This window comes from Franconibacter pulveris (assembly GCF_056780215.1).
In genome coordinates, this window is record NZ_CM165555.1 from 3,914,678 (window position 1) to 3,940,564 (window position 25,887).

24 protein-coding genes and 2 pseudogenes are annotated in these 25,887 nt (G+C 58.5%); 12 read left to right on the plus strand and 14 right to left on the minus strand.

The features are described 5' to 3' along the window. Positions 1-245: 245 nt before the first annotated feature. Positions 246-2,507 (minus strand): annotated as a pseudogene (locus ACU4F7_RS18435) (type I restriction-modification system subunit M); the annotation flags it as partial. A gap of 112 nt (positions 2,508-2,619) precedes the next feature. On the opposite strand from ACU4F7_RS18435, the gene ACU4F7_RS18440 reads away from it, so the two are divergent. Further along, entirely contained in the window at positions 2,620-3,009 is a 390-nt protein-coding gene (locus ACU4F7_RS18440; protein WP_481637506.1) for a hypothetical protein, read from the plus strand. A gap of 13 nt (positions 3,010-3,022) precedes the next feature. On the opposite strand, the pseudogene ACU4F7_RS18445 reads toward ACU4F7_RS18440, so the two are convergent. Together ACU4F7_RS18445 and ACU4F7_RS18450 are read right to left on the minus strand one after the other, a co-directional pair. Beyond that, positions 3,023-3,879 (minus strand): annotated as a pseudogene (locus tag ACU4F7_RS18445) (site-specific integrase); the annotation flags it as partial. A gap of 189 nt (positions 3,880-4,068) precedes the next feature. After that, positions 4,069-4,263 carry a hypothetical protein gene (locus tag ACU4F7_RS18450; protein ID WP_481637507.1) on the minus strand — a complete coding sequence of 65 codons (195 nt, stop codon included), beginning with the start codon at positions 4,261-4,263 and terminating at the stop codon, positions 4,069-4,071. A gap of 415 nt (positions 4,264-4,678) precedes the next feature. Here ACU4F7_RS18450 and ACU4F7_RS18455 point away from each other — a divergent pair, with 415 nt between their 5' ends. Both ACU4F7_RS18455 and ACU4F7_RS18460 read left to right on the plus strand, forming a co-directional pair. Continuing rightward, positions 4,679-5,047, plus strand: coding sequence for a hypothetical protein (locus tag ACU4F7_RS18455; RefSeq protein ID WP_029590473.1), 369 nt, complete (start codon positions 4,679-4,681; stop codon positions 5,045-5,047). Continuing rightward, a complete protein-coding gene (locus tag ACU4F7_RS18460; RefSeq protein WP_481637508.1) occupies positions 5,044-5,553 on the plus strand; it encodes a YqhG/Tai3 family protein in 510 nt (169 codons plus the stop codon). Before ACU4F7_RS18455 ends, ACU4F7_RS18460 begins: the two co-directional genes overlap by 4 nt. A gap of 565 nt (positions 5,554-6,118) precedes the next feature. Here the strand turns inward: ACU4F7_RS18460 and ACU4F7_RS18465 are convergent. The 4 genes from ACU4F7_RS18465 to ACU4F7_RS18480 form a co-directional block, all read right to left on the minus strand. Then, positions 6,119-6,370 (minus strand): hypothetical protein, encoded by a 252-nt coding sequence (locus ACU4F7_RS18465; protein WP_029590471.1) that lies wholly within the window; start codon positions 6,368-6,370, stop codon positions 6,119-6,121. 119 nt (positions 6,371-6,489) lie between these two features. Continuing rightward, positions 6,490-6,972: a DinB family protein gene (locus tag ACU4F7_RS18470; RefSeq protein WP_481637509.1), complete on the minus strand. Its 483-nt coding sequence runs from the start codon at positions 6,970-6,972 to the stop codon at positions 6,490-6,492. Positions 6,973-7,081: 109 nt separating this feature from the next. After that, on the minus strand, positions 7,082-7,477 hold the full coding sequence (locus ACU4F7_RS18475) for a VOC family protein (RefSeq protein WP_481637510.1): 396 nt from the start codon (positions 7,475-7,477) through the stop codon (positions 7,082-7,084). Positions 7,478-7,738: 261 nt separating this feature from the next. Beyond that, entirely contained in the window at positions 7,739-8,812 is a 1,074-nt protein-coding gene (locus ACU4F7_RS18480) for a cellulase family glycosylhydrolase (RefSeq protein ID WP_029590466.1), read from the minus strand. Between the two features lie 270 nt (positions 8,813-9,082). Between ACU4F7_RS18480 and ACU4F7_RS18485 the strand changes: the two genes are divergently transcribed. The 7 genes from ACU4F7_RS18485 (at position 9,083) to crtB (ending at position 17,158) form a co-directional block, all read left to right on the plus strand. Next, complete coding sequence (locus ACU4F7_RS18485; protein ID WP_481637511.1) at positions 9,083-10,105, plus strand: LacI family DNA-binding transcriptional regulator; 1,023 nt, start codon at positions 9,083-9,085, stop codon at positions 10,103-10,105. A 191-nt stretch (positions 10,106-10,296) separates the two neighbouring features. Then, on the plus strand, positions 10,297-11,235 hold the full coding sequence (locus tag ACU4F7_RS18490; RefSeq protein ID WP_024558884.1) for a polyprenyl synthetase family protein: 939 nt from the start codon (positions 10,297-10,299) through the stop codon (positions 11,233-11,235). A 50-nt stretch (positions 11,236-11,285) separates the two neighbouring features. After that, a complete protein-coding gene (gene fni, locus ACU4F7_RS18495; RefSeq protein WP_188723819.1) occupies positions 11,286-12,326 on the plus strand; it encodes a type 2 isopentenyl-diphosphate Delta-isomerase in 1,041 nt (346 codons plus the stop codon). After that, positions 12,323-13,582, plus strand: coding sequence for a glycosyltransferase (locus ACU4F7_RS18500; RefSeq protein WP_481637512.1), 1,260 nt, complete (start codon positions 12,323-12,325; stop codon positions 13,580-13,582). Before fni ends, ACU4F7_RS18500 begins: the two co-directional genes overlap by 4 nt. After that, positions 13,579-14,745 carry a lycopene beta-cyclase CrtY gene (crtY, locus tag ACU4F7_RS18505; RefSeq protein WP_481637513.1) on the plus strand — a complete coding sequence of 389 codons (1,167 nt, stop codon included), beginning with the start codon at positions 13,579-13,581 and terminating at the stop codon, positions 14,743-14,745. Before ACU4F7_RS18500 ends, crtY begins: the two co-directional genes overlap by 4 nt. An 8-nt stretch (positions 14,746-14,753) precedes the next feature. Beyond that, on the plus strand, positions 14,754-16,235 hold the full coding sequence (locus ACU4F7_RS18510) for a phytoene desaturase (protein ID WP_481637514.1): 1,482 nt from the start codon (positions 14,754-14,756) through the stop codon (positions 16,233-16,235). Further along, positions 16,232-17,158 carry a 15-cis-phytoene synthase CrtB gene (crtB, locus tag ACU4F7_RS18515; RefSeq protein WP_481637515.1) on the plus strand — a complete coding sequence of 309 codons (927 nt, stop codon included), beginning with the start codon at positions 16,232-16,234 and terminating at the stop codon, positions 17,156-17,158. Before ACU4F7_RS18510 ends, crtB begins: the two co-directional genes overlap by 4 nt. On the opposite strand, the gene ACU4F7_RS18520 is transcribed toward crtB, so the two are convergent. Continuing rightward, positions 17,064-17,630: a sterol desaturase family protein gene (locus ACU4F7_RS18520; RefSeq protein WP_481637516.1), complete on the minus strand. Its 567-nt coding sequence runs from the start codon at positions 17,628-17,630 to the stop codon at positions 17,064-17,066. The genes crtB and ACU4F7_RS18520 overlap by 95 nt on opposite strands. 127 nt (positions 17,631-17,757) lie before the next feature. Here ACU4F7_RS18520 and cobD point away from each other — a divergent pair, with 127 nt between their 5' ends. Next, entirely contained in the window at positions 17,758-18,837 is a 1,080-nt protein-coding gene (gene cobD / locus ACU4F7_RS18525) for a threonine-phosphate decarboxylase CobD (RefSeq protein ID WP_481637517.1), read from the plus strand. Here the strand turns inward: cobD and cobT are convergent. From cobT to ACU4F7_RS18555, 6 genes are all read right to left on the minus strand, one after another. Further along, positions 18,834-19,886: a nicotinate-nucleotide--dimethylbenzimidazole phosphoribosyltransferase gene (cobT, locus tag ACU4F7_RS18530; protein WP_481637518.1), complete on the minus strand. Its 1,053-nt coding sequence runs from the start codon at positions 19,884-19,886 to the stop codon at positions 18,834-18,836. The two genes, cobD and cobT, sit on opposite strands and share 4 nt — an antisense overlap. A 21-nt stretch (positions 19,887-19,907) precedes the next feature. After that, the gene (gene cobS / locus ACU4F7_RS18535; protein ID WP_481637519.1) at positions 19,908-20,648 is read right to left on the minus strand and encodes an adenosylcobinamide-GDP ribazoletransferase; all 741 of its coding nucleotides are present in this window, start codon (positions 20,646-20,648) and stop codon (positions 19,908-19,910) included. Beyond that, positions 20,645-21,193 carry a bifunctional adenosylcobinamide kinase/adenosylcobinamide-phosphate guanylyltransferase gene (gene cobU, locus ACU4F7_RS18540; protein WP_029590452.1) on the minus strand — a complete coding sequence of 183 codons (549 nt, stop codon included), beginning with the start codon at positions 21,191-21,193 and terminating at the stop codon, positions 20,645-20,647. Before cobU ends, cobS begins: the two co-directional genes overlap by 4 nt. Next, positions 21,190-22,701, minus strand: a complete 1,512-nt coding sequence (locus tag ACU4F7_RS18545; RefSeq protein ID WP_481637520.1) for a cobyric acid synthase — start codon at positions 22,699-22,701, stop codon at positions 21,190-21,192. Before ACU4F7_RS18545 ends, cobU begins: the two co-directional genes overlap by 4 nt. A gap of 45 nt (positions 22,702-22,746) precedes the next feature. Continuing rightward, complete coding sequence (gene cbiB, locus ACU4F7_RS18550; protein ID WP_481637521.1) at positions 22,747-23,703, minus strand: adenosylcobinamide-phosphate synthase CbiB; 957 nt, start codon at positions 23,701-23,703, stop codon at positions 22,747-22,749. A gap of 262 nt (positions 23,704-23,965) precedes the next feature. Next, the gene (locus tag ACU4F7_RS18555; RefSeq protein WP_029590449.1) at positions 23,966-24,601 is read right to left on the minus strand and encodes an NAD(P)-binding domain-containing protein; all 636 of its coding nucleotides are present in this window, start codon (positions 24,599-24,601) and stop codon (positions 23,966-23,968) included. Between the two features lie 101 nt (positions 24,602-24,702). On the opposite strand from ACU4F7_RS18555, the gene ACU4F7_RS18560 reads away from it, so the two are divergent. After that, positions 24,703-25,638: a LysR family transcriptional regulator gene (locus ACU4F7_RS18560; RefSeq protein ID WP_029590448.1), complete on the plus strand. Its 936-nt coding sequence runs from the start codon at positions 24,703-24,705 to the stop codon at positions 25,636-25,638. Positions 25,639-25,887 lie beyond the last annotated feature (249 nt).

The following is a 25,887-nucleotide window of genomic DNA, read 5'->3' on the forward strand; positions in this document are numbered from 1 at the left end:
TTAAGCCAGTCCACACCTTCTTCCTGTTGTAAAAATATATTATAAAACTCAGGAATGAGAGTTTCATTGTGTAAATCAAAGCGAATTGGATTCAGAGCAATTCCCTTTTCACTTAAGGAAGAAAATTCATTTATCCTTCCAGTTAATTGATCCAATACATAAGACCCAGAATTGTTTATTTTTACTATTTCTTTTAAACGAACCGATTTTCCTTGAAGAAGTTTATCTCTGTAGTGTTTTCGTTGGAAACAGGAATGAAAGTTGATCTCATAACCAACTATTCCTACATTATTATCTTTATTATCTTGCTTTTCAGCATTAATCCAAGAATCAGCTACCAGTGGCAGCACTTCAGCTTTGAAGTAGTTTTCAATCAGGTCGCTGGTGGATACCGCCGGGTTCAGCGGCACGTTCTCGTTATCACGCAGCTCGCCGTCCTGCTCAAACTCCACCACTTTGCCTTTGTATTCAAACGCACCGTACAGCGGCTGAGCGGCTTCTTTCAGCACCTTCTTCACCACCGGTTCGGCATCCGGGTTTTTGGTGGTGATGGCATCGATAAACTGCTTGTTCTCTTTCGCATCCAGCTTTACGCCAGCCGTTTTGATGGCCCCTTTCAGGGTCAGCTGGAACTGATTGAAATCATTGCTCGCCAGCGTTTTGCCACCTGCCTGCGTACCCAGAGCTGTCTGAATCTGCTGTGCTTTATCCATTAACTCACGCTGCGCCAGCCACAGTTTGCTGTCGAGCAGGTCTTTAAGCTGCTTCTCTTTCAGCTCGGCAAATTCGGCTTTGATGATGGCGCGTGCTTCGGCTTCCAGCCCGGAGAAATCACCGTAGTTATCCGCCTGCCACTGGGACGCGAACTCTTCATACAGGCGTTCCATTGGCGCATTAAACGGCTTCGGCGCAAAGCGTAAAGTGGCAATCGCCTCATCAGTCACCTGAGCGGATAAACGCAGAGGACGTTCAATGGTCAGGCGGCGATAGCCAAAGTCGGTGCTGTTAAAGATTTTGCTGGCGAAGGTTTTCGGCGCTTCGGTTTTGGCAGTGGCAGGCTGACGGCCACGGCTGGATTTTTGCTCGGCGGCTTTTTCCAGACCCAGTTCTTCCAGGGTTGTGGCATCCACCACCTTAAAATCACCGAAGGTCTGGGTGATCAGTTTGATGTCGTCATCGCCCATCAGGTTACGCTTGGAACCCAGCGATTTACGCATTTTGCCGCACAGGTTGGTGCCATCAATCAGCTGTACTTTGCCTTTACGCTCAGGCGCTTTCTTGTTGGAGAGGATCCAGACGTAGGTGGCAATGCCGGTGTTGTAGAACATGTCCGTTGGCAGCGCGACGATGCCTTCCAGTAAATCAGCTTCCAGAATGTAGCGACGGATTTCGCTTTCACCGCTGCCCGCCCCACCGGTAAACAGTGGGGAACCGTTAAGGATAATCCCGATCCGCCCGCCGTTGCTTACAGAACCATCCACATTGTGGTTATCGCGCATTTTGCTGAGCAGGTGCATCAGGAACAGCAGCGAGCCGTCGGAAACACGCGGCAGGCCCGGGCCAAAGCGACCGTTAAAGCCTTTCTGCGTGTGCTCGTTGTTAATCTCGCCCTCAATCTTTTTCCAGTCCACGCCAAACGGCGGGTTAGACAGCATGTAATCGAAGTGATCGGCGGGAAGCTGGTCGTTAGAGAGGGTGTTGCCAAGCTTGATGCGGCTGACATCCTGACCTTTGATCAGCATGTCGGCTTTACAAATGGCGTAGGACTCCGGGTTCAGCTCCTGACCAAAAGCGCGCATCACCGCGTTAGGGTTCAGCTCATGCACATATTCCATGCCCGCAGAGAGGAAGCCGCCGGTTCCGGCCGTCGGGTCGTAAATGGTGCGTATGATACCGTCCTGGGTCAGGGCTTCATCATCTTCTATAAACACCAGCGAAGTGGTTAAACGCACGATATCACGTGGGGTGAAGTGCTCACCGGCGGTCTCGTTAGAGCTTTCCGCAAAACGACGGATAAGTTCTTCAAACACCAGGCCCATTTCGTAGTTTGAAATCGCTTTCGGGCTCAAATCAGTGGTGGCAAATTTCTTCACCACTTTGAACAGTAGGTTGGCATCTTCCAGCAGGCTGACAAACTCACTGAATTTGAAGTGTTCGAAGATTTCACGCGCGTCCGGGGAAAACGCCTGTACGTAACTTTCCAGGTTGGCTTTGATGTCGTTCTGCCCCATCTTGCCCAGATCCATCTTCGAGGTATTGAAGAAGGAAAGCCCGCTGGCGCACAGCAGAAACTTCTCTTTGGCATCTTCCGGCAGCGGGCTGGTTCTTAATTCATCATATTTCGCCACAACCGCGTCTTTGGTTTCTGCCAACACACACTCAAGACGGCGCAGCAGCGTAAAGGGCAGGATCACGCGCCCGTACTGAGATTGCTTGAAGTCACCGCGCAGCAGATCGGCAACCGACCAGATAAACGCAGCCGTTTGAGAGAAGTTAGTGTTAGACATGAGTAATACCCGAAAAAATGGCATAAAAAAGTGGCAGGATTATACCCCATCAGGCATAACATGCTTTGATTTATAGAGCATCAATATGAAACACAATGGCGGATCAATCCTTATGTTTACAAATATTATCAGCCCCACCCAAAGAAACTTAAAGCAGATCGATAGGAATACCTGCAAGTTCATTGAGGAGAACAACCTGTCAGGTGAGGATATATTGTTATTCTTGTACCCGGTTTCTTCGAAACTGGTCATCTTCTCCCGTGATTCCTCACTCCCCAAAAGCAGGCATCGGTGTAGACAAATAAGGTTGGAAGAACTTAACGCTCTATGGGAGCAAACCAGGAAAGTGGAAGCAAGTACTGAGCGCGAACCAGAGAAGAAAGCAGTGTTCTTTACCGAGAAAAATATAGGGCTCATTATCCAAGGCATTTTTACGTTAGCTGGCATTGGCTTAAAAGGCCATATTGATCTTAAGAAACAAAGACCTGTTAGTAGAAAGTAAATTGAGCGACAACTTAAACGCAACCGAAAAATGGCGAAAACCGTCGGTCTCGCCAGTAAATCCAGAGTTCCGATTTAAGTATCTTGCATATCTGACGAAATAGATTGACTCCGTTTTTTTCTTGCTGTTGCTGGTGCTTGTTCACACGCGACTCCCAGCTTTCGAGTACCTTACGCTTTTCAACCAGGTAATCGTAACGACCATAATGCTTAGAACTTACGTCCTGTAGAGCATGGTTCTGAATACGGTCACGCAGGTCTTTAGCGATACCCGCTTCCCCCATCAGGGACTTACAGGTACGACGAATATCACGAGCGATAAAAGACGGGTTCAACGCAAAGTGTTCCCGATAATAGATGATGGCTTGGGCGAAACTGTCTGTGCGTAGATGCTGCTCAGGTTTGATACGCTGCGGGAAAATGTAGGGGCTCTGGTTAAGATTCTCAGCTTTCAACTTTTCGAGTATCCCAATGGCTGACTCAGTCAAAGGTACCAGATGGTCCCTTTTATTTTTCGACACATCCACCACTATCAATAACGTCTTCCCTTCTCAGTTAATCGCATCCCAACGGCTGGAAACTAGCTCATGTGGCCTCTGACCGCCTGTGTAGACACATAAATTAAGCAATTGGCTGATCAACAAACCCACTTTTGGGGCTTTGGGAAAATTCCCCATTAATTGCAGCAACTCATCTAATTTCAGCCAGTTTGTACCCGGTTTTTCTACTGCTGACTGTTTAGGAATGACACTGACTGGGTTCATCAGGAGCCCAAACATAACATTCTGCTGGTGGTTTGCCGGGTCGTTGTCTGCCTTCAACCATAATTGAAAGCTGCCATCAGATAAGAGCGGACACGGTTTGCTTCAACCGAGATGACAAGTTGTTGCTGGCTCCTGCCATGCGGGTAAGTAACGGCATTTTGCATATTGCTGTGCTGCGCGCTTTAAAAAAGCAAAAAAGTGTAGCTGAGGCATGGCATGAATACCGGAAGACTCAGGTGATAGTTCAATATTTTCTTTTAACTGAAAACCTCATCTCTTTCATTATTTGAAACGCATCAATTCAGCAATGCGTAAACAAGGACAGTAAAAAGGGCTATCAGTGCCGGGATTACCTTGCGCGTTCCTTTTTCAATGACAAATACTAAAACCTGAACACCGATTAAGGCGCATAAGATTAAAAAGGCAAACATATTATTATCGGAGTTATCTTGTATCGAATCGAGGGATACAGACGGATCGATTTCAGCCATCCATGCGTATTTATTCCCGGAAAACAAAAATAAAAACAGCAATCCCGAAAGGTATATAAGCTACATTAACAGCCTGAATTTATTTTTCATCTGCTCTCCCGGATAAGATTATGGAACCTTTATCATATGCCAAATAATTAAATCCAAACTTTTATAATACAAATAACCGCTGAGAGCCACCACCCGCCACAACTTTCAGACTCCCTATAAAGCCAACCCGTTACACGACATTGCAATAATACTGATCGTCATAACGCCTTACCGTTACAGCAACTTCCAATTTTAAAAACAGATATAATTCACCCGCACAATACATATTATTAATGACATTTTTAGCCTAACCAGACCGCCTCTCCCCACACTTATTATTCACTCTCTTCAACACGCCCCTTTTATTAAAAAAGGAATGAGAAAAATGGGCTGGAATAAATTTGCTGCGGCAGCTTATGCCCGTCACAATGCCAGGGCGTCCTCTCACGGCATTTGTGCAACCTATGTGCGGCTGGCGATTCGGGCAGGCGGCATTGAATTGCCGATAACCCACTTTGCTAAAGATTATGGGCCGGTACTTATTCACGCGGGCTTTCGCCCCCTTAAGCCTGGCGAGACGCCGCAGACGGGTGATATCGTGGTGATACAGCCCAGGCCTGGCGGCAACCCTGCAGGGCATATCGCCCTGTTCGACGGCTCAACGTGGTACTCCGATTTCCGCCAGCGCGACATGTGGGGCGGCCCCGGTTACCGGCAGGCAAAACCGTCCCATGTTATTTACAGGATGCCATGATGAGAATAATGATGCTGGCGCTGGCTTTTATGCTGGCGGCGTGTAGCGCAGGCAAAAACGACGTGCAGAGCCGGGTTGCCACTTTTTATCAACAGCATCTTTCGCGTATTTCTGCGCCAGAGGAGGGTAAGTCCCTCAGCGAAGATGCCCTTTACAGGAACTATGTCTCAGCCGAAACGCTGTCGCGGCTGGATAAAATAAGCGCGCTTCACGAGCAGGAAATTCTCGGCGCCGATTATTTCTCTTATACGCAGGACTATGCGCCTGAGTGGATATCGCGCCTGAAAACCGGCGCGGCGACCGATTTTATGGGCGGCAAAGTAATGGATGTCTGGCTCGGCATTGAAAATAACCAGCGCATGCAGCTGCGTGTTTATCTGCGTCTTGAGGATAACGTCTGGAAGATTTATCGGGTGCGGGATATTACCGATAACTATGAACAGCCCATTTTCAATAACGCGGCCATAAAACGCGCCGAAGCATGGTCGGCGCATCTGAACGATTAAGCCCGCCTCTGGCGGGCTGTCTGCTTTTTATAAACCGCTTCAGTTTGCCTGCCCTTCCGCGTGCCAGAACTGCGGCGCGGTCAGCGCTTGCCGCTGCGCCCCGGTGAGGCCCCCTGCCAGGTTCTCGCGCAGCAGCAGCGGAATGCTCACCTGAAGACGCAGAAGCGGCAGATGTCACCGTAGACCATCTGACCACATGGCAGGCAGTTAGCGATTATTTTACTCATTACCGTCAGTGTGATGATGGGGCCATTGCGGAAGGGAGTTCTGAGGCGGTTATTCGATTACTCGCAGATAAATGGGAGGCATTACCTGAGCTTGAGAGAATCATTGCGAAAAACCCTCTGTTAAAAAACTGGATGTTAAGCCATATAAACACCACGCTTGATACAGATGATTTATTCAACGTGGAAGAGCTGGCTATCTCTCAATGCCCTTCTTCAGGTAAAACTCTGTGTAACGAAATAGCCGCGTCAGCGCACAAAGCCGCTACGAGTAATTAATCACAGGCCCGCATTTCGTTGTCGCGGGCGGCTGGCGAAAGGCATTGATAAGACGCCAGCGCCTATTTCTCAGGGCGCGAAGCGGCATACCATTGCTTAAACATATAAACCGTCAGGCACGCGAGCGCCGCGGAAAAGAGCGCCATAAAAACCAGCAGCGAAAGCATTAGATCGAACGTCTGACCAAAGCTGACCAGAAAACCCAGCAGCACCAGGTAAACAGGCGGGATGAAATGAAACATCAGCCAGGGAATAAGAACAACATAAATAATCACGGTAATAAAATAGAGTAACCGAAGTTGCGTTTTGCTCATGGCGTAGCTAACCCGTTTATTATCTTTCTCAGGAACATTTATCCTGCTGGCCGGGCCGCGTTTTGAAAAGCGCAGCCAGCCGTTGATTTACTTTTAAGCCCCCGCAGAGGCGGAAAAGTTTAGTTGTGATCTCTCAGGAAAACCGTCATTACATCTTTCGGCGGCGTTTGCTTCGCTTCTGAAAGCAGCCAGCCTACGGCGCCGCGGTGATAAGTGCCGTGGAAAAGCACATGATTCAGCATGTCGATAATTTTCATCTCGCCTGCGCCGCCATCAACAAAACGAAAGCGGACGGTATCCATCAGTGCTGTTTCGGGCAGGGCTGTAATATATTCAATAAACCCCGCCGTTGCCGCCGCCATAGCCGCTTTCAGCGTAGCGCAGTCAGGCGTTTCCGGCGTGTTCAGCGCAGTATAACCATGAGCCTGACCAGAAAGGTTGGCGGTAAAAATTCTGTCGACCACGTAGATATGGTTCATCAGCCTGAGCATTAAATGCCGTTTTTCTTTGTAACTTTCATCAACCCGGCTCATCGCCGCCAGCGTTTCAGCGTCCGCCCAACGTTTATACCGGAACAAGGTGATTAAATTATCTTTATTCATTGCAGTCCTTTCCATTTTCCCTGAATGGAGCTGTTTCAGGCATCAACACGATAACGCCCTTCTGCTCACTTTCTACCTAAGGTGATGGAATAAGGAAATAAAAATCAGGCTATTCCTGCGGCCAGCGCTGGTTCTGAATCACGAGACGGTATCCGTCAGGGTCGACAAAAGTTTTCCCGTTTTTATCCCAGTATGGATTGAAGGAGGCGACCGGCGTAAAACCGGTCTCTTCGAGTTGTTTACATACGCGCTGCCACGCGGCCCTCTCCGGGTAATAGAACACCAGTAAATCTTCTTCTGTAGGCGTGGGTTTAACGGGGTGGCGCAGGCAGGTGGTTAATTCAATATGCCATGGCAGCGCGGCATGCCCCATCATAATGCCGCTAAAGCCATCATGGTCGGTAAATTCCCCAAGGCGCTCAAAGCCCAGCCCGCGAGAATAGCACTGAAAGGCCGCTTCCGGGTTGGCGACCGGCCTTGCAATACGCATATGCATGAAGCGCATTAAAAACTCCTGTAACAGAAAGCAACGCAAGGAATATAACCTCGCCGCCTTTTTATATTTGTCCGCAGGAGCTTTAAGCGCTAAAAAAACCGCCGTGTCTGTTCACTCTCTTATTAATATCGCGCCGTCATTATTTCCCTTAGCGCCTTTCCCTGCAGCGATGCCTTTTTATTTTCTGAGCCAGAGAATCACGGCATAGCGCAGAGCGCTTTAACGGCGCCCGCTATTACGGCGTTAACGACGGGGCGGCGAAGCGTCCGTTTAGCCGCCCTCAGCCGCCAGCTGTTTAATCAGCGCCGTTTCCGTTTCATCAAAGGCCGCGCCGGTTTCGTCCAGCAGGTCGTGGAACCAGCGGGGCGGCGCGCTGGCGTCGACGGTAGCAAGGCCAGGCCAGGGCAGCCAGGTCTGGGTGCGCCCTTTTACCAGCCCCCACTGCCAGCAGCCGATGCCCTGCGCTTTAAACAGCGGCAGCTGTTCGTGCATCACCGAGGCCGCATGGCGCGCCATCCATTCGGTACAGAGCAAGGGGCGCTTAAACTGCCGCAGGTAAGTAATGGCCTGATGAAGCTGCGCCAGCGGCACGTAGGCGTGGAACGAAATAACGTCCGAGAGCGCCAGCGCGCGCTGGTCCGTCGGGTGCGAATAGACCGGCAGCGCCGGGTCCTGGCCCGCGGCGATATGCCAGGCGCCGACGGTTAACGGCTGCTGCGGCTTCATCTCGCGCGCCCAGCGGAACGCCAGCACCATCAGGCGATGGCTGCGCCGCTCCAGCGCCGGGTCGAAGGTGGTCTGCCCGGACGGCGTGAAGATCATGCGGTTGGTGGGCTCGTTATAAAGGTCCCAGACGATAAGCGTCTTGTGCTGGCCGAAATGGCCGACGATATCTTTGATATAGCGCTCAACCAGCCCCCACAGCGCAGGCTGCATCACGATGTTGCGCCCCGGGCTTGCCGCCGCCTGGCTGTTGTGCACGCCGGGCACCGGCAGCTTTTGCTGGCCGAGGAAGGGATGTTCGCCGGAAAAACCGCAGTCGTCCATCAGCGTCAGCATCACGCGGATGTCGTTCTGGTGACAAATTTCAAGGAACTGCCCGATGCGATCGATAAGACCGTCGCGATCGTGCTCCCAGACAATGAAAGGCAGATTGGTGCGCAAACTGTTGAAGCCGATGGCTTTGGCCCACTGCAGTTCCTGGGCGATACAGGCCGGGTCGAACGTCTCCCGCTGCCACATTTCCGTCCAGTTCACCGCCGTGCGCGGTAGGTAGTTGAACCCGCGCAGCCATCCCTGTTGCGCATGCCAGTTCCACGCTTTTTCTACAGACCACTTACGCATGATGCCGGCCTCCTGAAGAAAGACCTTATTAGCTAATATATTAGCTACTGGATAAATTACCAGCACTCCTGTAAATAAACCAGATCCACAGCACATTATTTTTGCGCTGAATTAAAGCACGTTATTTCAATAAATTAAGCGTCCCGAAACTGCTTCACCGGGGCGCAGTAAAATAACCGTAAGCGGTTAATAGCGAAGCTATTTTAAAAACAGGCGTAATAAGCGGGTGCTACTATTAAAAAGATGCATTTTTGTCGCCGCCCGTAAACTATGAGTCAAAAAACTAAAGTCACTATGCGCCATATTGCGGCCCGCTCCGGCGTGTCGCAATCTACCGTTTCCCTTATTTTAAACGGTTCGCAGAGCGTAAAGCTTTCGGAAGCGACACGGGAGAAAGTTGCGCGCATCGCCCGGGAAATGGGTTACGTGCATAAAGCGTTGGCCCGCGTCAGCGCCATAGACAAAATCGCGTTTATCTTTAACGGATTAATTAACAGCGAACCGTTCAGCGAAGCCATCTACTCCGCCCAGCAGGCGGCGTGGCAGCACAACAAGCTACTGGCTATTTTTGATATGAAAAACGAGCCGGCGCACTGTGCGGCGCTGGAAGAGGAAATCCGCCACGGCGGCTATCAGGGGCTGATATTCGCCTCCTGCTTCACCGCGCTGCTGCCGCCCTTGTTCGCCAATCTCTCTATTCCCGTGGTGTTGCTGAACGGCTATTGCCCGGAGCGTCCCGATCTTCCCTGTATTTTACCCGCCGATAAAATCGGCGCCTATAAAGCCACCCGCCATTTGCTCCAGCAGGGTTATCAACGCATCGCTATTCTTACCGGGGAAGATCAAACGGCTAACGATCGTATTTACGGCTACCGTCAGGCGTTAATTAACCACGATATTTTTCCGGACGATCGCTATATTCAGGCGACCGGCCCTTCGCCAAAATCCGCTTATCAAAAGACGCTGGATTTACTCGCTTTTTCACCGCCGCCGGAAGCCATTTTCTGCAGCAGCGATTATATTGCCCTGGGCTGTTATCAGGCGATCCTCTCAAAGGGATTGCGCATTCCGCATGATATTGCCGTGATTGGCTACAATAACCAGAGCCTGTCGCCAGAATTAATTCCGGAACTCAGCACGGTGGATTTATCTTATCGGGAGATGGGAAAAATGGCGCTCACCACCCTGTTAACCCTGACCCGACGGCAACCGCTGCTGGATAAAATCATGAAAGTGGAAGGCGAATTAATTGTCCGCCAGTCCTCGCTGCGGCCACGCCGCCCGGCGTTGTAACGTTCTCACCTGCCAGAAAAAGCTTTTGCGCAAACGGACAGAGGCTGATACCCCCACATTAGCTGGCACTTTCTCATTAAAGTTCAGCGGCTTCGGGCAGTAAAGTTATCCAGGAAAATGGAAATTGTACAAGCTTGCGACTACGTTTATGGACATAACCACAGCCATGCCTCAGTTCAGGAGCCGCGACGATGACAGGCACCCCCGACGAAGCCTTACGCCATGACTGCGAACTGCAGAGTATGCGCAAAACTATTGAAAACCGTCTGGATTCGCTGCTGCCGCAGACGGAAGAAAACGATCTGGTGACGCAAGCGATGCGCGACGCGACGCTTGCGCCAGGCAAACGCATCCGCCCTCTTCTGATGCTGCTGGCGGCGCGCGATTTAGGCTGCGCGCCCGCCCATCCCGGCCTGCTCGACCTCGCCTGCGCCGTAGAGATGATCCACGCCGCCTCGCTGACGCTTGACGATATCCCCTGTATGGATAACGCCGCGATGCGCCGCGGTCGCCCGACTATTCACCGCAAATTTGGCGAGAACGTGGCAATCCTCGCCGCAGTCGCGCTGCTCAGCAAGGCGTTCGGCGTGGTCTCGTCGGCAGAAGGATTGTCAGACGCCGGACGCGCCCAGGCGGTGAGCGAACTTTCCGCAGCCGTCGGCACTCAGGGGCTGGTGAAAGGGCAGTATCAGGACCTGCGTGAAGGCTGTGAGCCGCGCAGCACCGAGGCGATTCACACCACTAACGATCTCAAAACCGGCGTGCTGTTCAGCGCCTCGTTGCAGTTAGCGGCCATCGCCGCCAACGCCTCCGTCGCGGCGCGCAACCGCCTTCGCAGCTTCGCGCTTGATTTCGGCCAGGCGTTTCAGTTGCTTGACGACCTTATCGACGGCCTCGCCACCACCGGTAAGGACATGAACAAAGATGCAGGGAAATCCACGCTGGTCTCCGTGCTTGGCAACGACCGCGTGCACCAGCGCCTGCGCGAACACCTGCGCCGCGCCGACGAGCATCTGGCGTTTGTTTGCAGCCATGGCGCGGCGACCCAGCAGTTTATGCACAGCTGGTTCAACCAGCAGCTGGCGGTTCACCCTGCCTTTATGACGGCTCCTCCGCTCTGCCAGCGGTAAACTATGCCGCTCAGTCATGATAATAACGACGTAACCCTACCGGAGCAGTCATGAAGGAAGAACTCATCCAACGCAAGAACGATCATCTGGATATCGTTCTTGACCCTTTGCGGGCGACCAACAAAGCGACCACCGGCCTGGAACGCTGGCGCTTTGAACACTGCGCCCTGCCGGAACTCGATCTCGACAGCGTTAATCTTGAAACCATGCTGTTTGGCAAAACGCTGAAGGCGCCGGTGCTGATTAGCTCCATGACCGGCGGCGCGCAGCGGGCGCAGCATATCAACCAGCATCTGGCCCAGGCGGCGCAAACGCTGGGGCTGGCGATGGGCGTTGGCTCGCAGCGCGTGGCGCTGGAAGCGCAGAACGATTTTGGCCTGACGGGCGAGCTGCGCCGCGTCGCGCCGGATATCCCGCTGCTGGCGAACCTCGGGGCAGCGCAAATCGCAGGCCCCGGCGGCGTGGCTTACGCGCGTCGGGCGGTGGAGATGATTGAAGCGGACGCGCTGATTATTCACCTCAACCCGCTTCAGGAAGCCCTGCAAAACGGCGGCGACCGCGACTGGCGCGGGGTGCTGGCGGCCATTCGCCAGACGGTCGACGCGCTTGGCGTGCCGGTGGTGGTGAAAGAGGTCGGCGCCGGGCTTTCGCTGCCGGTCGCCAAACAGCTGGTCGATGCGGGCGTCGCGATGCTGGACGTTGCGGGCGCAGGCGGCACCAGCTGGGCTGCGGTGGAGGGCGAACGCGCCGCCACCCCGCGCCAGCGGGCCATCGCCATGGCGTTTGCCGACTGGGGCATTCCCACTGCGCAGGCGCTGCGCGACCTGCACGACGCGCTGCCCGATACCCCGCTTATCGCCTCCGGCGGTATTACCAACGGCATCGAGGCCGCTAAGGCGCTGCGTCTCGGCGCCCATCTGGTGGGCCAGGCGGCGGCGGTGCTCGGCAGCGCCAACACTTCGGCGCAAGCCGTTATCGACCATTTCGAGGTGCTGATTGAACAGCTGCGGGTAACCTGCTTTTGTACCGGCAGCGCGGACCTGGTGGCGCTGCGCGCCGCGCCGCTGATTGCGGTATCGCGGGACGCATGAGCCATTACGCCGTTATCGCCCCGCCCTTTTACAGCCACGTGAAGGCGCTGGAGGCGCTGGCCGTCGCGCTTGTGGAGCGTGGCCATCGCATCACCTTTATTCATCAGAGCGAAGCGCGCCCCCTGCTGGGCGACCCGCGTCTCGCCTTTTACGCCGTGGGCGAACATACGCACGGCCCCGGCAGCCTGCCGCGATCGCTGCGCCTGCTGGCGCGGCCGAACGGCCTCTCGCTCTTTCGCCTTATCAACAACCTGGCGGGCATTACCGATATGCTCTGCCGGGAGCTGCCCGACGCGCTAAAAACGCTGGAGGTGGACGGACTGATTGTCGACCAGATGGAGCCGGCGGGCGCGCTGGCGGCGGAGGCCGCCGGGCTGCCGTTTGTCTCGGTCGCCTGCGCCCTGCCGGTAAATCGCGAGCCGGGGCTGCCGCTACCGGTAATGCCTTTTGATTATGCCGCCAGCGAGCGGGCGCGCCGCACCTATCAGGCGAGCGAACGCATCCACGACTGGATGATGCGCCGCCAGAATGCGGTGCTGGCGCGCCATGCCGAAGAGCTGGGCCTTGCGCCGCGGCGCGGGCTGCATGAGTGGCTTTCGCCCCGGGCGCAAATCAGCCAGACGCTGCCGTCGCTCGATTTTCCCCGACAGCGGTTGCCGGCCTGTTTTCACGCCGTTGGGCCGCTGCGCCCGCCCGCCGCGAGCGAACCTTCAGAGGCGCGCCGCGCCGCCGCGCCGCTAGTCTTCGCCTCGCTGGGTACGCTTCAGGGCCACCGTTTCGGGCTGTTTAAAAAGATAACCCGCGCCTGTCGGCGGCTTGGCGCAGAACTGGTGATAGCCCACTGCGGCGGGCTGACCGCCGCCCAGGAGGAGAAGCTGCGCGCGCTCGGCGCAAGCCAGGTGGTCGATTTCGCCGATCAGCCCGCCATCATTCGCGAGGCGCAGGCCGTTATCACCCATGGCGGCTTTAATACCGTGCTGGATGCGGTGGCGGGCAATACACCGATCCTCGCGCTGCCGATAGCCTTCGATCAGCCCGGCGTGGCGGCGCGGGTCGTCTACAGCGGCATTGGCGAGCGCGTTTCCCGCTTCGCCCCCCGCGACACGCTTGCCCGCCAGCTGCAAAAGGTGCTGACGGAGCCGCGCTACCGTCAGCGGCTCGCCGAGGTTCGCGAGGATCTGAAGCGCGCAGGCGGCGTGACGCTTGCCGCCACGCTCACCGAAGCGGCGCTGGGCGGTACGAAGGAGACGCTATGAAGCCGCAATGGGATGTGATTCTGGTGGGCGCGGGGCTGGCGAACGGGCTTATCGCCTGGCGTCTTCACCAGCGCCAGCCGCACCTCAAGGTCTTGCTGCTCGAAGCCGGGCCGCAGGCGGGCGGCAACCACACCTGGTCTTTCCACGAACAGGACCTCACGCCGGAGCAGCTCGCCTGGCTCTCGCCGCTGGTGGCGTACCGCTGGCAGGGTTACGACGTGCGCTTTCCTGACCGTGAGCGCACGCTGCCGGGCGCCTACCTGACTATCACTTCCGACCATTTCGCCCATCAGCTCCGCCAGAAGCTTAACGCGGCGCTGCGCTGCAACGTATCGGTTATGCACGTGGCGCCCGGCGAAGTGGCGCTGGATAACGGCGAGCGGCTCACCGCCCGCGCGGTCATCGACGGCCGCGGCCCGCTGCTGAATGAGCATATCGCGTGCGGCTACCAGGCGTTTATCGGCCAGCAGTGGCGGCTCTCAGCACCTCACAGCCTTGAGCGCCCCATTTTGATGGACGCCACGGTTGACCAGCAGCAGGGTTATCGCTTCGTCTATACCCTGCCGCTTTCGCCTGACACGCTGTTGATTGAAGACACGTACTACACCAACCACCCGGAGATAAACCAGGCGCAGGCGCGGGCCAATATTCACGCCTATGCCGCCGCCCAGGGCTGGCGGCTGGAGAGCCTGCAACGGGAGGAGCGCGGCTGCCTGCCCATTACGCTTGCCGGAAACCCCCGCGCTTTCTGGCGCAGCAAAGCGGGCCAGCCCTGCAGCGGCCTGCGCGCCGGGCTGTTTCACGCCACCACCGGCTATTCATTGCCGCAGTCGGCGCAGCTTGCCGACCTGCTCGCCTGGCAAACCGATTTTTCGCACCCCTCGCTTTACACGCTTATCGCCCGCCACGCGCAGAAACAGTGGCGGCGGCAACGCTTCTTTCGCCTGCTTAACCGCATGCTGTTTCTCGCCGGGCGACCTGAGCAGCGCTGGCGGGTGATGGCGCGCTTTTATGGCCTGAGCGACGGGCTTATCGCCCGCTTCTACGCCGGGCGGCTTACGCCCGCCGATATGGCGCGCCTTCTCAGCGGCAAGCCGCCGGTGCCCGTCGGCGAGGCGCTGCTGGCGATACTTAAACAACCGCTGCGGCAACGAGGACGATGAGGACGATAATGGAAAAGACAATTGTGATAGGCGCCGGTTTTGGCGGCCTGGCGTTAGCCATCCGGCTGCAGGCAGCGGGCATCCCCACGCTGCTGCTGGAGCAGCGCGACAAGCCCGGCGGACGCGCCTATGTCTACGAAGACCAGGGATTCAAATTCGACGCCGGCCCGACGGTCATCACCGACCCGAGCGCGATAGAAGAGCTCTTCACCCTGGCGGGCAAAAAGATGGCCGATTATGTTGAACTGCTGCCGGTCACGCCGTTTTATCGCCTCTGCTGGGAGTCGGGCAAGGTGCTGGATTACGACAACGACCAGCAGAAGCTTGAGGCGCAGATTACGCGCTTTAACCCAAAGGATGTGGAAGGTTACCGCCAGTTTCTCGCCTATTCGCAGGCGGTGTTTAAAGAGGGCTACCTGAAGCTTGGCACGGTGCCGTTTCTCTCGTTTCGCGACATGCTGAAAGCGGGCCCGCAGTTAGCGCGGCTTCAGGCCTGGCGCAGCGTGTACGGCGTGGTGTCGAGGTTTATCGAGGATGACTATTTACGCCAGGCGTTCTCGTTTCATTCGCTGCTGGTGGGCGGCAACCCCTTCGCCACCTCTTCCATCTACACGCTTATCCACGCGCTGGAGCGGGAATGGGGCGTCTGGTTCGCCCGCGGCGGCACCGGCGCGCTGGTGCAGGGGCTGGTGCGGCTGTTTGAAGATCTCGGCGGCGAGCTGGCGCTGAACGCGAAGGTAAAACGCATCGAGGCCGCCGGTTCGCGCGTAACCGGCGTGACGCTGGAAGATGGCCGCACCTTCCCGGCTTCAGCCGTCGCGTCTAACGCCGACGTTATCAATACCTACCAGAAGCTGCTCGGCCACCACCCCGCCGGGGCGCAGCGCGCCAACAAGCTTAAGCGCAAGCGGATGAGCAACTCGCTGTTCGTGCTCTATTTCGGCCTCAATAAACAGCATACCCAGCTTGCGCACCACACCGTCTGTTTCGGCCCACGTTATAAAGCGCTGATTCATGACATTTTTAACAGCGACCGGCTGGCCGATGATTTCTCGCTTTATCTGCACGCGCCCTGCGTAACCGACCCGTCTCTCGCGCCGCCCGGCTGCGGCAGCTACTACGTGCTGGCGCCGGTGCCGCATCTGGGCTGCGCCGACATCGACTGGGCGGTGGAAGGCCCGCGCCTGCGCGAGCGTATTTTCGATTACCTGGAGCAGCGCTACATGCCAGGCCTGCGCGACCAGCTGGTGACGCACCGCATCTTTACGCCGTTTGATTTTCGCGACCAGCTCGACGCCCATGTAGGCTCCGCCTTTTCCATCGAGCCGCTGCTGACGCAGAGCGCCTGGTTTCGCCCGCACAACCGCGACGCGCACTTCGCCAACCTTTACCTCGTTGGCGCAGGCACCCATCCGGGCGCGGGCGTGCCTGGGGTGATCGGCTCGGCGAAAGCCACGGCGGGGCTCATGCTGGAGGCGCTGGCGAAATGAATCAACCGCTGTTAAACCACGCCACCCAGACCATGGCCGCAGGCTCAAAAAGCTTTAACACGGCGGCGAAGCTGTTCGACGCCGAAACCCGCCGCAGCGTGCTGATGCTCTACACCTGGTGCCGCCACTGCGATGACGTGATAGACGACCAGACGCTGGGGTTCGCCTCAGGCGCCGTCGCAGAAACGAGCATTGAACAGCGCCTGGCGGAGCTTCAGCGCCTGACCCATCGCGCTTACCGGGGCGAGCGGATGAGCGACCCGGCCTTCGCCGCCTTTCAGGAGGTGGCGCTTGCCCACGCCATTCCCGAGCGGCAGGCGCTGGACCACATCGAAGGCTTCGCCATGGACGTGCGCGGCGAGCGTTACGAGACGATTGAAGACACGCTGCGCTACTGCTACCACGTGGCGGGCGTGGTGGGGCTGATGATGGCGCGGGTAATGGGCGTGCGCGACGAGGCGGCGCTGGACCAGGCCTGCGACCTGGGGCTGGCGTTCCAGCTTACCAACATCGCGCGCGATATTGTGGAGGACGCCAGGAACGGGCGCTGCTACCTTCCCGCCCGCTGGCTGCACGACGCCGGGCTGACGCAGCAGAATTACGCCGCGCCAGAGAATCGCGAACGGCTTGCCTTGATTGCCCGCCGTCTGGTGGAGCAAGCGGAGCCTTATTACCGCTCGGCGAAAGCGGGCCTGGGCGCGCTGCCGCTGCGCTCGGCGTGGGCCATCGCCACCGCCCGCAGCGTGTACCGGGAAATTGGCGTGAACGTAGTGGAAGCAGGGCCGCGGGCCTGGGACCGGCGGCAGGGCACCAGCAAAGCCAGAAAACTCACTCTGCTGATTTCGGCGGCAGGTCTTGCGCTCGGCTCTCGCTCTGCGCGACAGGCTTCCCGTCCCGCCGGGCTCTGGCGGCGTCCGCGTTAGGTTTGCGTCCGTGACGGCGGCGCAGCTCCGCCTGCAACGCTTCCGGCTTCGCCGCGTAGAGAAAACCGAAGGAGACGCACCCCTCTTTGCCATTCACCGCGTGGTGCAGCCGGTGCGCCTGGTAAAGCCGCTTAAGGTAGCCGCGGCGCGGAATGTAGTTAAACGGCCAGCGGCGGTGCACCAGGCCGTCATGCACGAGGAAATAGAAAAGCCCGTAGAGCGTCATGCCTGCGCCAAGCCATTGCAGCGGCCACCAGCCCGCCGTTCCCAGCGCGATCAGCACAATGGCGAGCAGCGCGAACACCACCGCGTAGAGATCGTTAACCTCAAACCAGCCGTGGCGCGGCTCGTGGTGCGAACGGTGCCAGCCCCATCCCCAGCCGTGCATAATGTATTTATGGGCAAGCGTCGCCACTATCTCCATCAGGCAAAATGTCGTGATGACGATAACCGTATTCCACAGCACAAGCATACGTTCTCCCGTTCAGTGCGCCAGAGGCAGTCCCTGCATGGAGGGTAGTTCATCCCGCCAATTAAGCCACTTTTCCGCGCCGCTCCCGTAAGGCTACACTGACGAAAACCCCTTACCGGAACGCATTATGGCCTTACTTTCCAGCCAGCACGGCGGCAACACCCGCGAGGCGGCGGCGCTTTACGGCGTTGACGAAGCGGAGCTGCTCGACTTCAGCGCCAATATCAACCCGCTCGGCATGCCCGGCTCGCTGCGACAGGCGATTATCGATAACCTCGCGCTGGCGGAGCGCTACCCGGACGTGGAGTACCAGGCGCTGCATGCGCGGCTGGCGGCTCACCACCGCATCCCTCTCTCCTGGGTGCTGGCGGGCAACGGCGAGACGGAGCTGATTTTCGCGCTCGCGGCCTGGCTTGCGCCTCGCCGGGCGCTGCTGGTGACGCCGGGGTTTGCTGAATATCGCCGCGCCCTGGAAAAAGTGGGCTGCGACATTATCGATTATTCGCTAACGGAAGCGAACGGCTGGCAAATTGACGAAGCGTTTTTTGAGGCGCTGACGCCCGACCTCGACTGCCTGTTTCTCTGCACGCCCAACAACCCCACCGGCCTGTTGCCCGATGAGGCGCTAATCAAGGCGATTGCGAAGCGTTGCGGTGAGCGCGGCATCACGCTGATTGTCGATGAGGCCTTTCTGGATTTCGCGCCGCAGGCGCAGGGGCTTATCCCCGTGCTGGCTGAATTTCCTCACGTCTGGGTGCTGCGCTCGCTGACTAAATTCTTCGCCATTCCCGGCCTGCGGCTCGGTTATGTCGCCTGCGCCGACGAGCAGGCGGTCGCCGCCCTTCGCGCCCGCCGCGAACCCTGGAGCATTAACGCTTTCGCCGCGCTGGCGGGCGAAGTGCTGTTTGCAGATAGCGAATACCTCGCCGCGACGTTTGCATGGCTCAACCGCGAGCGTCCCTGGCTTTATGCAGAACTGGCGAAGCTTGCAGGGATAACGGTCTGGCCGGGCGCGGCCAACTACCTCTTTTTGCGCTGCGACGCACCCGGGCTGGACTTACAGGCCGCGCTGCTGGCAAAGCGCATTTTAATCCGCAGCTGCGCCAACTATCCGGGGCTCGACGCCCGCTACTATCGCGTCGCCGTGAAATCCCGTGAGGCCAACGCGGCGCTGATCGCGGCGCTTAAGCAAGTGGTGGCAGGCTAACCCGGCAACACAATGTTGCTGCCGGCAAGCGTGCCCATGTTGTCGTATACCGCGCAGGCGGCGTCCACCAGGTGCATCGCCAGCGCCGCGCCGCTGCCTTCGCCAAGGCGCATATCCATATTGAGGTAAGGCGTGAGCGACAGCTCATCAAGCGCGATTTGCGCCCCCTTTTCCGCCGACAGATGGGAAGGAATTAAGTAGTCATGCAGCGCGGGCGCAATGCGGCAGGCGGCGAGCGCCGAGGCATACGAGAGAAAGCCGTCCAGCACCACCGGCAGCCCGCACGAGGCCGCGCCGAGCATGACACCCGCCATGCCGAGCAGGTCAAACCCACCCACTTTCGCCAGCACCTCCACGCCGTCGCGCGCGTCCGGCTGGTTGACTGCAATCGCCCGGCGCACCACGTCGACTTTATGATGCAGCCTCTCCTGCGGGTAGTTAGCGCCAATGCCCACCACGACCTCCGGGTCGCGGTTCGCCAGTACGCTGATGATAGCGGCGGCGGGCGTGGTGTTGCCCATGCCGAGCTCCCCCACGCCGAACAGCCGCACGCCCTGCGCCGCCAGTTCGCGAGCGTGGTTTGCGCTCGCCAGCAGCAACTGTTCCGCCACCTCACGCCGCATCGCCGGGCCGCGGGCGATATTGCCGCTGCCGCGCGCCACTTTAAGACAGGCGATGCCCGCCAGCGGCTCGCAGTCGATGCCGATATCCACCACGTGTACTTTCGCGCCGACATTCGCCGCCAGTACGCAGACGCCGGTGTGGTTTTGCATCATGTTCAGCGCCTGAATGGCGGTGATCGCCTGCGGCGACACGGTTATCTGCTCTTCATAAACGCCGTGGTCGGCGCACATCACCACAATCGCTTTTTGCGACACATCGGGACGCGCGCCAAAGCCTGGCATCGCCGCCAGCTGCACCGCCAGATCTTCCAGCCGCCCAAGGCTGCCGGTAGGCTTCAGCAGGCCGTCGATATGCCGCCGGGCGCGCAGGGCGGCCTCGTGGTCGGGAGCGGGAATGGCGTTAATCAGTGAATCGAGAGTTTGCATAAGTCTGCCCGTCGCGCTGGCTCACAGCAGCGCCAGTAAAAAGAAAAGTTCGCCCAGCTCAATGGCCGCGCCGAGGGTGTCGCCCGTCTGTCCGCCCAGCGTGCGTTTAAGCGCAAGACCGAGCAGATAAACAATGACAAGCGTCAGCGCAAAGGCGATAAGCCCGGGCCCCTGCAACAGCAGCGCGCAGAGCAGCGCGCCGAGCGCAAGCGTAATCCCGCTCTGCCTGCCCGTTATCTTGCCGATAAACAGATTGCCGAGCCCCTGTTCCCGGGCGTAGCGCTGGCGATACATCAGCAGCACGCAGGCGCTTCTGCCCGCCGCGCAGGCGCAGGCCAGCGCAGGCAGCATCGCGCCGCCGCGCAGCGCCAGCTCGTTTACCACCAACACTTTGCCGAGCAGCACGAAAATCAGCCCCAGGCCGCCATGCGTGCCAAGACGGCTGTCGCGCATGATCTCCAGCATCCGTTCGCGGTTGCGGGCGGAAAAAACGCCGTCGCAGGTATCCGCCAGCCCGTCGAGGTGAAACCCGCCCGTGAGCAAGGCAAGCACCAGCACGCTGAAGAGCGCCGCCAGCGGCGTGCCGCACAGGTGCTCCAGCAACAGAAACACCAGGCCGCCGATAGCGCCGAGCAACAATCCCACCAGCGGAAAGAAAAAGACGCCGCGTACATACTGGTCCGCCTCCAGCCCCTGCGACCAGCGCACGGGCACCGGCAAACGACTCATAAACGCGAGCGTGGCAAAAAATAGACGCATCATTTGATTTTGACTCCAATCCCGGAAACCACCAGCCAGACCTCTTGCGCCGCCTGCGCCAGCCGCTGGTTTACCCTGCCTGCAATATCACGGAAATGGCGCGCCAGCCGGTTTTCCGGCACGATGCCCATCCCCACCTCATTCGTCACCAGAATGACCGGCGCGGGACACTGCTCGCAGGCGTGAATAAGCGCCGTTATCTCACGCTCGATTTCCGCCTCGATGGCTGCGTAATCCCACGTTTCTTCTGCCGTATCGCCGACAAATGCGAACAACAGGTTGCTGATAAGCGTGGTAATGCACTCCAGCAGCACCACTTCCTGCGGGTCGTTGCGCGGCGTAATGACGCGGTCCAGCTCGCGCCAGGCCTCCAGCGTGCGCCAGTGAGCCGGGCGGCTTTGCTGGTGATGACGCACCCGCGCCGCCATCTCCTCATCCATCACCTGCGAGGTGGCGATGTAAAGCACCCGCTCGCCCGCCTGGGCGGCAAGCGTTTCGGCGTGGCGGCTTTTGCCGCTTCGCGCGCCGCCGGTAATCAGCTTCATCATTCTGGCTCCTGATGCTCGCGCATGATCTGATAAATTTTCGTGATATCAATATGCTCGCGCATGGCGCTCGCCAACCGGTCGAACTGCTGCGACTTCCAGGCGGCGTAGTCCGGCGCGTCGCCGTCAAAAGGCGCAAGCCCTTTACGCCGCCGCAGGCCGTCAAGCAGGGCGCGGGTGAAAGCGCCGCTATCGAAAAGGCCGTGCAGGTAGCTGCCCATCACCAGACCGTCTGCGCTCACCGCGCCGTCGCGTTTGTCTGCTTCCAGCCGGGCGAAGGGCTGCGTAGTTTTACCGAGGGTGGTTTCGCCCATATGGATTTCGTAGCCCTGCAGCGCAAGGCCGCTGGCGCAAGCCAACATCCCCGGCAGCGTCAGGCTCTCGCCATAAACCCGCAGGGTGGTTTTTTCATGGGCGAAACGGGTAGTGACATCCAGCAGCCCAAGCCCCTGCGCTGCGCCGAGGCCTGATTCCACCTCATCAATAATCTCCCCGCCCAGCATCTGGTAGCCGCCGCAGATGCCGATGACCGGCACGCGCTTTTCATGTTGCGCCATTAGCGCGTCGGCAAGACCGCTTTCGCGCAGCCATTGCAGGTCGCCAAGGGTATTTTTGCTGCCGGGAAGGATGAGTAAGTCCGCGCCCGCCAGGTCATGAGCGCGGGAGACATAGCGCACCCGCGCATCCGGCTGCGCCGCCAGCGCGTTGAAATCGGTAAAGTTGGCGATGTGCGGCAACTGCACGACGACGATATTCAGCTCGCGCTTGTCGCTATACGTATATTTGCCGCGCTGGAGCGCCACGCCGTCTTCGTCTTCAAGGTCAATATCCAGCCAGGGCATCACGCCCACCACCGGCACGCCGGTCAATGCTTCGATTTGTTCAATGCCGGACGTTAATAACGCCACGTCGCCGCGAAACTTATTGATGATGACGCCTTTCACTCGCCAGCGCTCATGCTCCTGCAAGAGCGCCAGCGTGCCGTAGATGGCGGCGAACACGCCGCCGCGGTCGATATCCGCCACCAGCAGCACCGGGCAGCAGGCCATCTCCGCCATGCCCATATTGACGATATCCCGGTCGCGCAGGTTGATCTCCGCCGGGCTGCCCGCCCCTTCCAGCACTATCGCGTCATAGTCCGCCGCCAGCGACTGATAGACCTCGCGCACCCGGGCGCGCAGCTCGGTTTTAAAATGGTGATAACTCACCGCGTCCATGTTTTTCGCCACCCGCCCCATCAGCACCACCTGCGCCTGGCGGTCGCTGGTGGGCTTGAGCAGCACCGGGTTCATGCGCACGTCCGGCGCGATGTTCGCCGCTTCCGCCTGGAAGATTTGCGCGCGGCCCATCTCTTTGCCATCCGGCGTGATGCCGGAATTGAGCGACATGTTTTGCGCTTTAAAGGGCGCCACCTTCAGGCCGTCCTGGTAAAAAATCCGGCACAGCCCGGCGGCCAGCACGCTTTTGCCGACGTCCGAGGCGGTGCCCTGCAACATGATGGCGAGGCTCATCGCGCCTCCCGGGTAACATCACGCATGCTTGCGCTCCTTATTATATTACGCGCCGCTGAAGGTCAGGCGCAGCAGGGCGAACAGCAGCAGCGCCAGCGTCGAGGCGATAAGCATTAACCGCACCGAGCGGGGAATATCCTCTACCGCCACCTCGCGCCGGGCGTCGCCTATCCACGGCTTTTCCACCCATTCGCCGAAGTAGCGGTTCGGCCCGCCGAGGCGAATGCCGAGCGCCCCGGCGACCGTGGCTTCGGGCCAGGCGCAGTTAGGGCTGCTGTGCTGGTAACGATCGCGCCAGCCGATGCGCAGCGCGGCGGCCGGGTTAAGGCGGCAGAGGGCGGCGGCGCAGGTTAGCAATAACCAGCTTATCCGCGCCGGGAAAAAGTTCGCCGCGTCGTCCATGCGGGCGGAGACCATGCCGATATGGCGATATTTTTCATTTTTATAACCCACCATTGAATCAAGCGTGTTTACCGCTTTGTAGGCCATCATCAGCGGCGCGCCGCCAAGCAGCAGGAAAAAGAGCGGCGCGATAACGCCGTCGACGCTGTTTTCCGCCACCGTCTCTACCACGGCGCGGGTGATGTACGGCGCGTCGAGTTGCGAGGTGTCGCGACCGACGATACGTGAAAGCTGCTGGCGGCTGCGCGCAAGCGAGCCTGAACGCAGCGCCCGTTCCACGCCGCGCGCTTCATCGGCAAGGCAGCGGGCGGCAAGCGAGGTGTAGATCATCCAGACCTCCAGCAGCCAGCCGAGCCACGGGTGGACGGCCTGCGCCGCTTTTAACGCGCCGAACGCCGCGGCGAAAGTTACGCCCACCACCACCAGCCACAGCAGCGCGCCGCCTGCCCGAAGCTCTCGCGGCGAATGGCAACGGGCGCGAAGGCGGTTTTGCGTAAAGGAGATAAGCGCGCCCATCCAGCGTACCGGGTGAGGCCAGCGCGGCGGGTCGCCAAGCAGCAGATCGAGGGCGAACGCGATGAACCAGGCAAGCAGCGTCACAGGCGCGCACCTGCTAACCGAAAAAAACAGAGGCGGTATACCGCTGACAACATCGGCCTTCCTTATTGGCGGGGCGTCAGCCGCAAAAAGACAACTTTCGCCGCCAGGATGAGAAGCAAAAATCTTGCCTCAGCAACGGGCCGGTATACCAATCTTTTTTCAGAAAAAACAATAAAAACCCACTTTCGGGTGATGAACGCTCGCGCGGCGGAATAAACGGCCGCGCCTGCCGGCAGCGAACCGCCCGGCAGGCGTCTCGCTATTACACCGGCGTGCGTTTTGCGTTATCCAGCGCAGCGCGCAGCGCTTCTTGCGTCATCCGCACACAGTAGGCTGGCATGCCGCGCTCGAATCGCCAGCCTTCCGCCAGCGGTCCGGCGTCCACCGCGTCAAAGCCAAATGCCTCATAAAGCGCAGCCACCCGCTTTTTATCCTCTTCGTTATCACCCGCCAGCGGCAGCGCCCGGCGGCCTGGCGTACCGGCGGGCAAGCCATCGCTTTCAAGCTCCGCCATGGGGATAGCGTTAAAGGCTTTGGTGACTCTCGCCTGCGGCAGGTGGCTTGCCAGCAGCTCGCTGATGGTGGCGGTTCGCGAATCCAGCTCTGCGATATGACCATCGCGAGCCGGGTAGTAGTTAACGGCGTCTATCACCGCTTTACCGGCTATCTGCGCCACAGGGAGATTGTCTATCGCGGTAAGGGGAACGGCGATGACAACCACGTCGCCAAACTCCGCGGCCTGAGCGGCGGTGCCCGTTTCGCAGTGCAGCATCGCGCGAAGACTGAACAGCGTGCCGGGGTCGCGTGAATTGCTGAGCATCACCTGATGCCCCGCCTTAATCGCCAGCTTTGCCACCGCCCGTCCGACAAAGCCTGCGCCAATAATTCCGATCTTCATCTGCTTTTCCTCGTGTAGTGGAGTGAGAAAAAGTTAATTGAACACTCGTAGTTAATAAATTAGGTTTCAGACAAGAGAAAAACAACAAATGAGAGGCAATAGTGGACAGGCTGACCAGCATGCATGTTTTTGTCAGGGCGGCGGAACTGGGATCGTTCGCCGCGGCGGCCGAAGCGCTCGGCATTTCACCGCAGATGGTGGCGAAGCACGTCGCCTGGCTTGAAGCGCGGCTCGGCGCCACCCTGCTGAACCGCACCACGCGCCGTCAGAGCCTGTCGGATATCGGCCGCAGCTACTATGAACGCTGCAAAGCGGTGCTGGCGGAAGCGGAAGCCGCCGACATGGTGGCGCTGGAGATGAAGGCGACCCCTTCCGGCACCTTAAAAGTTAACGCTCCGGTCACTTTCGGCGCGACGGCGCTGGCGCCTTTTATTACCCGCTACTTACGCCAGTATCCCGACACGCAAATTGATCTCACGCTGAGCGACGCCATTATCGACCCGCTGGAAGGGGGATTTGAGGTGGTGATTCGCATCGGCGAGCTGGCCGACAGTTCGCTTATCGCCTGGCCGCTGCGGCCATGGAAACTTATCGCCTGCGCCTCGCCTGCTTACCTTGCGCAAGAAGGCGTACCGCAAACGCCCGCCGACCTTGCCCGTCACGCCTGTCTCGTTTACGGCGCCTGGTCCTCCGCCCAGCCCTGCCGCTGGCGGTTTCAGAAAGCGGGCAAAACAGAGGAGGTTCGCCCGGCAGGCCGTTTTCGGGCCAATGACTGGAAAGCGCTGCTGCATGCGGCGGTGGAAGGATATGGCGTTACGCTGGGTCCTGTGGACGTGCTGCAGGCGGAGATAAACGCCGGGCGGCTGGTGCAGGTGCTGCCCGACTATGAAGGCCCTGCCCGCCCCATGCACGTGCTGGTGCCGCCCGGCAGGCGGCAAACGGTGAAAATCCGCAGTTTTGTCAACGCGGTGAGCGAAGCCTTCGCGCCGCCTTGTCCTGTCGCTCAGAAAAAAGCGTCCCCCCTGTCAATTTCCTAAAAAGCGGCCGTAACGGCCTGTTCCGGCCGTTTACGGCGCATTTTGACGCTTTTTCGCGTGATATGAATCACATTACTTACCCCCGTTCTGCGGCTGATTAACCGCTTGTCCGGCTATACGACCATTCAGTCTGGCTATATTGCCGCTTAAGGATTTCTCACCCCGCCGCCCCGGTCGTTTTGTCATCATAGACAGCATGGCAAAAGCCTCGCTTTTTTTCTTACCTCCGGTGCGGCAACGGATTTCTGC